This is a genomic window from Veillonella sp. S13053-19 (assembly GCF_002959835.1).
In the GTDB taxonomy this organism is placed as follows: Bacteria; Bacillota; Negativicutes; order Veillonellales; family Veillonellaceae; genus Veillonella; species Veillonella rogosae.
In genome coordinates, this window is sequence record NZ_PPDA01000004.1 from 18,388 (window position 1) to 30,195 (window position 11,808).

At 39.8% G+C, this 11,808-nt stretch carries 14 protein-coding genes; all 14 read left to right on the forward strand.

Going from position 1 to position 11,808, the window contains the following annotated elements:
- Positions 1–14 precede the first annotated feature (14 nt).
- Positions 15–953 (forward strand): LD-carboxypeptidase, encoded by a 939-nt coding sequence (locus tag VEHSUH06_RS01265; protein ID WP_105097470.1) that lies wholly within the window; start codon positions 15–17, stop codon positions 951–953.
- 46 nt (positions 954–999) lie between these two features.
- The gene (locus tag VEHSUH06_RS01270; protein WP_105097471.1) at positions 1,000–2,139 is read left to right on the forward strand and encodes an amidohydrolase; all 1,140 of its coding nucleotides are present in this window, start codon (positions 1,000–1,002) and stop codon (positions 2,137–2,139) included.
- A gap of 111 nt (positions 2,140–2,250) precedes the next feature.
- Positions 2,251–3,807: an ABC-F family ATP-binding cassette domain-containing protein gene (locus VEHSUH06_RS01275; RefSeq protein WP_105097472.1), complete on the forward strand. Its 1,557-nt coding sequence runs from the start codon at positions 2,251–2,253 to the stop codon at positions 3,805–3,807.
- Between the two features lie 8 nt (positions 3,808–3,815).
- Positions 3,816–4,385 carry a GTP cyclohydrolase I gene (gene folE / locus VEHSUH06_RS01280; protein ID WP_105097473.1) on the forward strand — a complete coding sequence of 190 codons (570 nt, stop codon included), beginning with the start codon at positions 3,816–3,818 and terminating at the stop codon, positions 4,383–4,385.
- Positions 4,378–5,214, forward strand: coding sequence for a dihydropteroate synthase (folP, locus tag VEHSUH06_RS01285; RefSeq protein WP_105097474.1), 837 nt, complete (start codon positions 4,378–4,380; stop codon positions 5,212–5,214). Before folE ends, folP begins: the two co-directional genes overlap by 8 nt.
- On the forward strand, positions 5,214–5,576 hold the full coding sequence (gene folB, locus VEHSUH06_RS01290; RefSeq protein ID WP_009352705.1) for a dihydroneopterin aldolase: 363 nt from the start codon (positions 5,214–5,216) through the stop codon (positions 5,574–5,576). The genes folP and folB overlap by 1 nt, the downstream gene beginning before the upstream one ends.
- A complete protein-coding gene (gene folK / locus VEHSUH06_RS01295; protein WP_105097475.1) occupies positions 5,576–6,046 on the forward strand; it encodes a 2-amino-4-hydroxy-6-hydroxymethyldihydropteridine diphosphokinase in 471 nt (156 codons plus the stop codon). Before folB ends, folK begins: the two co-directional genes overlap by 1 nt.
- A gap of 121 nt (positions 6,047–6,167) precedes the next feature.
- Positions 6,168–6,974, forward strand: coding sequence for a hypothetical protein (locus VEHSUH06_RS01300; RefSeq protein ID WP_105097476.1), 807 nt, complete (start codon positions 6,168–6,170; stop codon positions 6,972–6,974).
- Positions 6,975–7,294: 320 nt separating this feature from the next.
- Positions 7,295–8,242 carry an L-lactate dehydrogenase gene (locus tag VEHSUH06_RS01305; protein ID WP_105097477.1) on the forward strand — a complete coding sequence of 316 codons (948 nt, stop codon included), beginning with the start codon at positions 7,295–7,297 and terminating at the stop codon, positions 8,240–8,242.
- 169 nt (positions 8,243–8,411) lie between these two features.
- Entirely contained in the window at positions 8,412–8,744 is a 333-nt protein-coding gene (locus tag VEHSUH06_RS01310) for a septum formation initiator family protein (RefSeq protein WP_043006286.1), read from the forward strand.
- A 67-nt stretch (positions 8,745–8,811) separates the two neighbouring features.
- Positions 8,812–9,213, forward strand: a complete 402-nt coding sequence (locus tag VEHSUH06_RS01315) for a S1 RNA-binding domain-containing protein (RefSeq protein WP_054747754.1) — start codon at positions 8,812–8,814, stop codon at positions 9,211–9,213.
- 96 nt (positions 9,214–9,309) lie between these two features.
- Positions 9,310–10,206 carry a phosphatase gene (locus VEHSUH06_RS01320; RefSeq protein WP_105097543.1) on the forward strand — a complete coding sequence of 299 codons (897 nt, stop codon included), beginning with the start codon at positions 9,310–9,312 and terminating at the stop codon, positions 10,204–10,206.
- Complete coding sequence (tilS, locus tag VEHSUH06_RS01325) at positions 10,154–11,173, forward strand: tRNA lysidine(34) synthetase TilS (protein WP_255404223.1); 1,020 nt, start codon at positions 10,154–10,156, stop codon at positions 11,171–11,173. The genes VEHSUH06_RS01320 and tilS overlap by 53 nt, the downstream gene beginning before the upstream one ends.
- 23 nt (positions 11,174–11,196) lie before the next feature.
- Positions 11,197–11,742, forward strand: a complete 546-nt coding sequence (gene hpt / locus VEHSUH06_RS01330; RefSeq protein ID WP_105081405.1) for a hypoxanthine phosphoribosyltransferase — start codon at positions 11,197–11,199, stop codon at positions 11,740–11,742.
- Positions 11,743–11,808 lie beyond the last annotated feature (66 nt).

The window sequence follows — 11,808 nt, forward strand, 5'->3', positions numbered from 1 at the left end:
TTTTATGAGGATATATGAACTGGATTGAACCAAAACGTTTAGCATCGGGCATGACCATAGGTATTATGGCACCTGCCAGTGCAAGCGATGAAGATTTACATAAAATAGAAGAAATTTGTGCCTCAAAAGGCTATAAGGTATTCTGGGGTGATAGTGTACATCGTAAGGGCCTCTATGGTGGTACTCCTGAGGAGCAAGCTACAGAGTTTCAATATATGATGACTACAGCCCCTTGTGATGCGGTGCTGGCCTTGCGTGGTGGGTATGGTACGATGCGGTATTTAGAACAATTAGACTATAATGCGATTCGTAAGTATCGTAAGGCTTTTATTGGCTATAGTGATTGTACAGCACTTCATATGGCTATCAACCGATATAGCCAGCTTATTACGTATCATGGTCCTATGGGCGTAGATTTTAAGCCTGAACGAAAAGCAGATATTGATGCCTTATTTAATACCTTAGAAGGTAAATTACAAGTTATTGAACCATTACCTGAACCACCTCGAGGTGCCATTGGCACTGACCTTGGTGATGGGGTTTTACGCGGTGGCAATATGACAATGCTATCTATGCTATCAGGAACGCCATATTTTTTAGAGGACGAGTCTTGGGAGGATACCTTACTATTCATTGAAGATGTAGGGGAGGCTCCTTATAAGCTAGATCGCATGTTGCAACAATTTCGTCTCAGCGGTTTATTGAGCCGCATTAAAGGTTTAGTCATCGGTACTTTTACAAATTGTGAAGGCGACGAAGATGAAGTTGATTATGATTTGGGCTATGAAGCGTTGCGGTACATGGAGGAAAATCGAAATTCTGAATTACCAGAACCTTTTGTGTGCTATGTGCCAACAGGCCATGGCTCGCCGCATCAAACCTTGCCATTAGGAGCAACGATTAGCTTTAGATATATTTCTAACACTATTATCGTTCATCCTTATACGAAATAGGCGACAAATGTTAGTTTACAGATATTAAATAACAATAAGGGACGTTATGACATTACAAGAACGAGAGGCCCATGCGTGTGCCATCATAGATAGTATGGCTATAAAATTGCGCGATGTCTCCTTATATTTACACGATAACCCAGAATTGGGCTTAGACGAGCATAAAGCAGTTAAGGTCATTAACCAATTCTTAGAAACACATAATTTTACATCTCAAGTGGGGCTAACTGAGCTTCCAGAGTTACAAACGGCGTTACGGGGTGACTATAACGGTACTGCACAGCACAAAATAGCCTTTTTAGGTGAATATGACGCGCTGCCAGAACTCGGTCATGGTTGCGGGCATAATCTCATTGCTATGATGAGTTTAGGGGCGGCTATTGCCTTTAGTAAAAGTGCACCGGAAGCATGGGGAACGACCTTCTTTGGTTGTCCTGCGGAGGAAACTATTGGTGGTAAAGTATACATGGCAGAGGCTGGTTTATTTCAGGGCTATGAGGCGGCGCTAATCATTCACCCAGGCGGTGAAAATGAGGTGGGCGGCACATCATTAGCGACACATCCCCTAGAGGTTACTTTCCATGGCCGTTCCTGCCATATAGCATCACTTACTGATTCTGGTATCAATGCCTTAGATTGTGCTGTAGATCTTTATCAAAGGGTTAAAGAGTTAAAGAAAACCTTCCCTAAAGGTGCTATTGTAGGTGCTATCTTTACCGAAGCTGGTACGGCACCGAATGTAGTAACACCTAAGGCTACGATTCGCATGACTGTACGGGGGCGTACGGTGGATGATTTAGAAGGTATTATTTTGCCGGCTATCAAAGAGGCTGCTCAAGAGATCGGAGCATCCTATGGTGCTCAAGTTGAAATGCATCATTATGAGCCACTCTTTAAGGATATGCGTCAAGATAAAAGGTTATTAGATCTCTTTAAAGATGTAATGACTGAGTTTGGTGAAACACCTCGTATATTGCCTGATGATGAAGCGGATGGTAGCACTGATGTAGGTAATGTATCCTATGAGGTACCTACGGCACAGCCCACATTACAGATTGGATTAGGCTTAGAAGCGCATACGCCAGAGTTCACTTGTGCAGCCGGTTCTGATTATGGATTGGCACAAGCTATTAAGGGGGCTAAGATTATGGCTGTTGTAGCCTTGCGTTATGCCATGTGTAAGTGATGTTCAATTTTTGACATATAGAGGTCAAAAAGGTACAATAGATATAATATTTAAGTAAGTATGAAACAAGCCGTCTTCAACAAGACGGCTTTTATTCCGGTGGAGATAGATATGAGTGTTTTAACCGTTTCAAATGTAACCCATGGTTTTGGAGCGCGACAAATTTTAGATGATGCATCATTCCGTTTGTTAAAAGGCGAACACGTAGGCCTTATTGGTGCTAATGGTGAAGGTAAGTCTACGTTCCTAAATATCATTACAGGTAAAATACCGCCTGACGAAGGTAAAATTGAATGGTCCAACCAAGTAACAGTAGGTTATTTGGATCAACATGCAGTGCTTGAAAAGGGCATGACTATTCGCGATGTATTACAACGGGCTTTCGATGATTTGTTCGTTATGGAGCAAAATATTAACGATGCGTACAATCGCATGGGTGATGTGTCCGAAGATGAAATGAATAAGCTTCTCGAGCAAGTTGGGGAATGGCAAGAAATTCTTGAACAACGTGGGTTCTATGAAATTGATGCGGTTATTGAGCGTACTGCTTCTGGTTTAGGCCTTACAGATATCGGCTTAGATCGAGATGTTACAGAGCTCAGTGGTGGTCAACGTACTAAAGTTTTACTTACTAAACTATTACTAGAGAAACCGACAATTTTATTATTGGACGAACCGACAAACTATCTTGATGTAGAGCATATTCAATGGTTGCAAAACTATTTGCAGAACTACGAAAATGCGTTCATCTTGATTTCTCATGATATGGAGTTCTTAAATTCCGTAGTCAATGTCATTTATCATATTGAGCAAGCAGTACTTACTCGATATACTGGTGACTATCATCAGTTCCAAGCTGCTTACGAAGTGAAAAAGGCACAAGCTGCCAAGGCTTATGAGCGTCAACAACAAGAGATTGAGCGTATGGAGGACTTTATTCAACGTAATAAAGCTCGTGTAGCGACGCGTGGTATGGCAAACTCTAGAGCAAAACGCTTAGAGAAGATGGAAATTTTGGAAAAACCAAAAGAGTATATCAAGCCTACCTTTGGCTTTAAAGAAGGTCGTACACCAAGCCGCTTCATTGTAGAGGCTTTTGGCTTACAATTAGGTTATGATGAACCGTTAACTAGACCAGTAGACTTTCAAATTGAAAGAAATAAAAAAATCGCCATTCGCGGCGTCAATGGTTTAGGCAAAACAACGTTGTTAAAAACTATTCTAGGTTTATTAAAACCTGTGAGTGGTGAGTTGGTAAAAGGTGAGTTCTTACAAGTTGGCTATTTTGCTCAAGAGGATACACCATCTAACTCTGAAACAGCGCTAGATTATATTTGGAATGAATATCCGGCTATGACCAATGCAGAGGTGCGTGCAGCCCTTGCTCGTTGTGGTCTTACGAATGAACATATTACGTCTCAAATGCGTGTACTATCTGGTGGTGAGAATGCTAAGGTTCGCCTATGCAAACTCATGCAGAATAAGTACAATGTGTTGGTGTTAGACGAACCGACTAACCATTTAGACATATATGCGAAGGAAGAATTGAGCCGTGCATTACGTGATTTCAAAGGTACTATTGTACTAGTAAGTCACGAACCTGAATTCTATCAAGGTTGGGTTACGGATATTTGGAATATTGAGGATTGGACGACAAAAATCGTTTAGGAGGACCGATGAATCAACGTGCAAAGGACGGGATAAAGCAATTCTTAGAGGCTTTATCTGTTGATACAGAGGCACCAGAGTTAGAGAAGACACCAAGTCGTGTAACAGAATTATATAGTGAATTATTCAGCGGTGTAGGATTAGATACAAAATCTGCATGGGGAGAAACCTTTAGCACAGACTATAAAGGTCTTGTGGCAGTTACAGGGATTCCGTTTTATTCCATGTGCGAGCACCATTTATTACCTTTCTTTGGTACTGTAGATATTGTGTACCAACCTAAGGATGGGTGTGTTGCAGGACTTAGCAAGTTCCAAGATATTGTTAATATTCTTAGCCGTAGACCGCAATTACAAGAGCGGTTGGCATCTGAATTGGCAGATGCTATTATAAATGATTTATCCGCTCATGGCGTATTTGTACGCATTACATCGACTCAGTTGTGTATGCTCATCAAAGGTACCATGCAGCAAGATTCAAAGGTTATTACATTAGAAAGCCGAGGCGTATTGGCCGAAAAAGGCACATTAAGAGATGAAGCGTTGGCAATGTTAGGTGGAGGACAGGCAAATGTTTAAACGTAGAAATTATACATGGAATGATGGCAAAAGTTTATCTTTGTGCGATCGTACCCTTATCATGGGTATACTCAATGGTACACCTGACTCCTTCTCTGATGGCGGTCTATTTAACACACCAGAGTCAGCAGCAGCGCATGTAAAACAAATGATTGAAGATGGTGCGGACATTATTGATTTAGGCGTTGAATCTACACGCCCAGGTTCTACACCATTGACGGCAGACGAAGAAATTGAGCGTTTGTCTCTATTAATAGATCCTGTATTACATGCATCTACAGTTCCCGTATCTATCGATACATATCACGCTAAAACAGCTGAATATGCATTCTCTAAAGGGGCGCATATTTTAAATGACGTATGGGGACTACATTATGATCCTGATATGGCGGCGGTAGCAGCTAACTTCAAGGTGCCTGTTATTATCATGCACAATAGTAATGATACAAACTATGGCGATATTATTGAGGATATGAAAGCATTTTTCTTCTGCGCTATCGATAAAGCGTTAAAAGAGGGGGTTACACCTCAACAAATCTGGCTCGACCCAGGTATTGGCTTCTTCGGTAAAACAGAAGAACAAAATATTGAAGTTATGCAGCGATTAGGTGAGTTAACAGCTCATGAATATCCAATTTTGTTGGCACCTAGCCGTAAGGGCTTTATCGGGTCTATGTTGGGCGGTTTGCCACCAGAAGAACGCGATGAAGGCACTGTAGCCGCTTGTATTACAGGTGTATTCCAAGGCGTTGATATGGTGCGTGTTCATAACGTGAAGATGCATAAGCGTGCTTTAGCAGTCGCGGATGGCCTATTACGAGGTGAATAATGGATAAAATCGTTTTGAAAAATATGGCCTTCTATGGATACCATGGGAACTTGGAATCTGAACAAGCACAAGGTCAACGATTTTTTGTAGATGTGGAAATTACAACAGATCTTACCAAGGCTGGTCAAAGTGATCTGCTAGAGGACTCTATCAATTATGTAGAGGTATATGAAATTGTAGAATCTGTTATGACTGGTGAGAAACGTAATCTATTGGAGCGCTTGGGGGCGCTTATTGCGGATTCCTTGTATCAACATTACCAAGGTATCGTAGGTTTATCTGTAACGGTGCGGAAGCCATCTGTACCAATTGCAGGTATTTTAGATTATGTTGAGGTTGTAACTACAAGGGGACAAGTTTGATGTATACCTATTACATCAGTGTAGGCTCCAATATGGGGGACAAGAAAGGCTACATTCATTCTGCTTTTCAGTCATTGCAGCAACATGAGGCTGTTTCTAAGGTGATTAGTTCTACGCTTATTGAAACTGAGCCGTGGGGATATACGGAGCAAGATACATTTGTTAATGGCATGTGGTTTTGTGAAAGTACTTTAGAGCCTCATCAAATGCTCGGTCTAATTCAATGTCTTGAAAAAGGGGCAGGCCGTAAACGTTTGATTCATTGGGGGCCTCGCACGCTAGATTTAGATATTATTTTAGCTTACGACTCACAAGGTGCTATGCTTTCTTTAAATGATGCAACACTCGTTGTGCCGCATCCACATTTTTGGGATCGCTCCTTTGTATTAGAACCACTATATGAGTTGTTGCCAACTTTTACCTATAAAGATATGACAATTAATGAGCGATTAGCTCAATTAAGTGAATAAAAGAGCGATATATGTGTTAAGATTAGTGAACCAGTAAATACTAAGATTAATGAACTAGTAAATACGATACATATTGTACAGGAGTTTACGTTTTATGACTGGGGATTCATAGGGAGTGTAAATGAATATAAAACGTATCGGTTTATGTGTACTGGCTTTGATTGTAGTGGGGATATCCTATTGGCTTGCGGTAGGCGTCAACTACGATACTAAAACAGTGCGTATAGATCCGGAAGCGCATACATTAGTCAACTCTAGTGATGCCATTATTTCGAAACGAATATTAGCGATGAAATCCATTGATTCACAAGTGTATTTCTTAGGTTACGAAGGGTATGGTATTTATAATTTAGCTGATAATACACTTCGGTTGATGCCTATTACCTTTCGTGGTCAACATATAGAGCCACCGAAGACCGAGAATTACCAACGTGGCTTACGTGAGATTACTATGGTAAAAACTTTCTCTGATTTTAGTGGTCCAGAACAATCCGTACTCAAGGATTTGTTGGAATCTACAGATAGAGGGGCGCATTATTATGGTGACTTTTACCATTCTGGTTATGAATCATCTCTTATCGATATGAAGGACCAGTATTTTATTACGAATACGGTACGTGCCTTAAAACGTATAAACCATACATTATATGTATATGATGCGTCAGGCTTTATTATTATTGATTTAGATAATCGTCGCTTGCAGGGGTTCTTTAATAATCGCCTTGGCGGTGAAGGGCCTAAAGGTGTACCGGATAGCTTACGTGGCCATTATGGCGGGGACTTCACTATGATATATGCGCTATCTAAACTAGATCCTAAGGATTTAGAAATTTTATGGACTATGCGTAAACAATATTTAGAAAAATCACCACAAGTGATGGAGGATAAAGACTTATTCCCTCTTAACCTTGAAGATATGGCTTTATAAGTGCGATTTTGTTGTGGTCAGTTTCTTTACTAGATGCAACTAAAGATAGAGAGACTGTTATATGAAATGCCCCCAAAAGTTGGACACAATTTTGGGGGCATTTCATATAACAGTCTTTTTTCAGTACTTTTAATAGATTTTCTAAAAATGGGTATATGGGTATATAATAATTATGTATTCTTTAAATCATATGATTTTATATAATTTGAATAGAAAACATCGAATTTTGATATAAAGTATTTAGATATTGAGTATTTGATTTCAATACATTAGTGTTGGTTAAGGTTTTATCATTTACTCGCTAATAATTGGAGGCCCTTATGAAATTGCGTAAAGTAGGTATTATTGGTACTGGTCACGTAGGTTCTCATGTAGCTTTTTCTCTTGCGTTGCAAGGTGAAGTTGATGAGCTATATATGATGGATATTGATGAGAAAAAGGCGAAAGCCCAAGCTATGGATGTTAATGATGCGGTTAGCTATATTCCTCATAAAGTAATAGCTACTGCAGGTCCTATTGAGGGCTGTGGAGATTGTGATATTCTCGTGTTTAGTGCAGGACCTTTGCCAAATTTGTATCAAGATCGTTTAGAAAGTCTTGGTGAAACGGTAGAGGTATTAAAGGACGTTATTCCTCGTATTAAACAATCTGGGTTTGATGGGTTTATTATTTCTATCTCAAATCCTGCAGATGTGGTGGCTACTTACTTATGTACACATTTAAATTGGAACCCTAAGCGCATTATCTCTACAGGTACAGCATTAGATTCTGCTCGACTCCAAAAAGAATTAGCTCATATTTTCAACATTAGTAATCGCTCTATTACGGCATATTGTTTAGGTGAACATGGTGGTAGTGCTATGGTGCCGTGGTCTCACGTATGCATTCAAGGTAAGCCCTTGGAGCAGTTACAACAGGAATTACCTCATAGATTCCCTACACTTGATCATCAACAAGTATTAGATGATGTAAAGATTGGTGGTTACCATGTATTAGCCGGTAAAGGCTCTACAGAATTTGGTATTGCTAGCGCTACTACTGAGCTAATTCGCGCTGTATTCCACAATGAAAAGAAGGTACTTCCTTGTTCTTGTTACTTGGATGGTCAATACGGAGAAAGCGGAATTTTTGCGTCCACTCCTGCTGTTATTGGTAAAGATGGTATTGAAGATATTTTAGAACTACAACTTACTGTTGAAGAGTTAACTTTATTTAAAGCTTCCTGTGCTATTATTCGTGAACATGCTACTAAGGCAGAAACTATGTAAATATAGCTTATCGTTAGATGTATACATAACTGTGCCTTTGTATACATATATATAATTGCACTCTGTTTTTCTAGAGAAATATCTGTAATATTATTTAGTCCCAAGCTATGTTATGTGGTATAATTTAAAAATGACAATATACAGATGATGAATATTTTTGGGGGACATTATGACTCAGGACACTATGGAAGTACAACGTCCAAAAAGGCCGCGCAAACGGGTTCGCCCTAATCGCAAAGCGCAGGATCAGCGTATTATCCTCATGTGGATCAAGCGAATTGGTATAGGGATTATGGTGCTGCTATTGTTAGGGCAGGCCTATCGCTTGGTGGCTGTATATCAAGAAAAACAACATATAGAGCAACAATTGCAAGAATTAAAACAGCGAAATGAAGAATTAGAGCAGGAAAAGGCTAAGTTACAAGATCCGAAGACCATTGAAGGGGTGGCTCGTGAGGAATTAGGCTTAGTTAAGCCTGGTGAAGTACCATATGTAAAATAGGTAAGAATTTAATTTTTGATTCGCTTTATTGTGTAGTTTGAGGTTTCCGCATTAATTAGGAGGTTGCATGGCAATCGAAGTTGGTAACATTGTAGATGGTACCGTATCTGGTATTACAAAATTCGGCGTATTTGTTGATTTAGGAGAGAAACAAACAGGGTTAGTTCATATTTCTGAAGTAGCTCATGGGTATGTCGAAGATATTAATACCGTATTAAAGGTTGAGGATCCTGTAAAGGTAAAGGTTTTATCCATTGATGGCAATAAAATTGGTCTTTCTATTCGTCAAACACAATCTAAAGAAGTGGTAAGTGAAGAAAGACGTCCTCGTAGAGTTCAATCTAAACAAAGTGCAGAGGCTTTCGAAGCGAAGATGAAATCATTTTTGCGCGATAGCAATGAACGCCTGCACGATTTAAAACGCAATACAGAAGGTAAACGCGGAGGCCGAGGCGGTCGTCGAGATTAATAGTGAGAGATGGCTTTCTGCCATCTCTTTACTTATGTATAAAATAGTAAGGGGGCAGTAGTATTAGGTGGATACTACTGTATGCAAGGAGCGATTATGAAGTTAGCAATTATCGATATTGGATCTAATTCAGTACGCTTATTATTAGCTACTTATGAAAATAAAATTTGGCATTACGAGCCAAAACAGTTGTGGACCACTCGTCTTGGAGAGCGAAATACAGATGGTACATTACGTGCTGAATCGATGGAAGCATCATATCAAGCCTTCAGGGATATTAAGAAATTAGCCGACCAATACGGAGCGGAATACTGCTTTGGTTTTGCAACGAGCGCTGTTCGTGAAGCCGCTAATGGCCTTGAATTTATGGAGCACATTAGTGAATATTGTCCGATGGAATGGCGTATTCTCTCGGGCGATGAAGAGGCTATTTATGGCTTTAATGGCGCCTTAGGGGAACAGTTGAATGATGGCCGTCACTATACAACTATCGATATCGGTGGCGGTAGTACAGAGCTAGCATTAGGCAATAAGGACGGCGTTTATTGGAGTCGCTCTTATCCTATAGGGGCTGTACGGCTTCAATCTATGTCTGACGAAGGTCCTCAACGTGTGTGGGAAGAAACTCAATTCTTGTGGGATCCGATGATGATTGAAGGGGAATTTGGTGAATTCATTGGTATCGGCGGTACGTTAACGACCTTGGCAGCTATCGATTTAAAGTTAGAAGATTATGATGGCACTAAGGTGCAAGGACATAAATTGAGCCGTGAGACTGTGGAAGGCATCATTATGAGATTGCGTTACATGAGCCGTGAAGAGCGATTGCAAGTCAAAGGCTTACCTGCCGGTCGTGCCGATATCATCGTAGCCGGTGCGGAGATTTTAACGTCCTTTATGGACGCTTATGAGGTGCCTCATGTATTTGTGAGTGACCAAGATGGTATGGAGGCGATGGCCAGTGAATGTGAAAGCACTCATTCGAAGAGTTAATCACACTTTAAAATTACATAAGCTATTTCCTGAATATAGCCGTATATTGATAGCTTGTTCTGGTGGTCCAGATTCGATGGCTTTATTACATTTATTACAAGACATTGCTGCGCATCGCCATACAAAATATAAGCTTGGTATTGCTATCGTAGACCACTCTATTCGCCCTGAAAGTAAAGATGAGGTTCTATGGCTTCAAAATCAGGTAGATGCATTAGGGTTGTCGTTTTATACAACTACCTTTGATGTGCCTACCTTGAGTAAAGACCTAAAGCTATCTGAGGAGACCGTTGGTAGGCAAGTTCGCTATCAATGGCTAAATGAAATAGCTCATTCTGAGGGGTATGATTATATTGCGGTAGCTCATCATAAGGATGATCAAGCTGAGTCGATTCTAGCGCATCTTATTAGAGGTGCAGGATTAAAGGGGCTAACAGGTATGGCTGTAGTCAACCATGACTATGATATCCCTGTGATTAGACCTTTATTAGATGTTACAAAAGAGGAATTATTAGCTTATTTAGCCGATAGAAAGCTCACGTATTGTATTGATTCTACAAATGATGATATTCGATATCAGCGAAATAGAATTCGTCATCGCATTATACCAGAGTTAGAATCGATTAACCCTAATGTAGTAGATGCTATCGCTAGATTAGGATGTTCTGTAAGTGAAGATTTAGCAGTAATTTCTAATTTGACGGTACAAGCTTTTGAGCGATTAGTGACTATTGATAAAAATGAAATGCGTTTATCTCGTAAGGCCTTACGAAAGGAACCAGTTGCTATACAACGTCGTTTGTGGCAGCGTTTGATGAGTTCTATTGACTCTGATATAACGCTTACTACAGCTCATCAAGAGCAATTACTAGATATTGTTAACACCGGAGAAGGGAAAACTTTCACTATAAAAAGTATAAAAGTAACCGCTCAATGTGATACAATAAAGGTATATTGCAAACATTAATATGAATCGTGGAGGTCATATAGATGCATCAAGATGCAAAAGATATTTTATATACAGAAGAACAATTAAAAGCACGTGTAGCGGAACTGGGTAAAGAGATTAGTAAAGATTACCAAAATGAATCCGTTGTGCTCGTAGGGGTATTAAAGGGTGCTATCGTATTCTTTACAGATTTAGCACGCGCTATTGATGACAGCGTAGATGTAAGTTTTGATTTCATCTCTTGTTCTAGTTATGGCAGTGGTACAACTAGTACAGGGGTAGTTCGAATTTTAAAAGATTTAGATCGCTCTGTAGAGGGTAAACATGTACTCGTTGTAGAGGATATCGTTGATACTGGTACAACATTACATTACTTGCTAGAAAATTTACATGCTCGTGGCGCTAAAAGCGTACGTCTTGCAGCGTTATTAAATAAACCTGACCGCCGTAAAATGGACGTAGAAGTAGACTATGTAGGCTTTATTATTCCTGACTACTTTGTTATCGGTTATGGTTTAGACTACGCGGAAAAATATCGTCACTTGCCTTATATCGGTATTTTAAAGGAAGAAATGTATCAAAATTAAAAATATGATATAATATATGAGTGCATCTCTCAATGAGATGTACTCAATTCGTTTATACAACTAAAT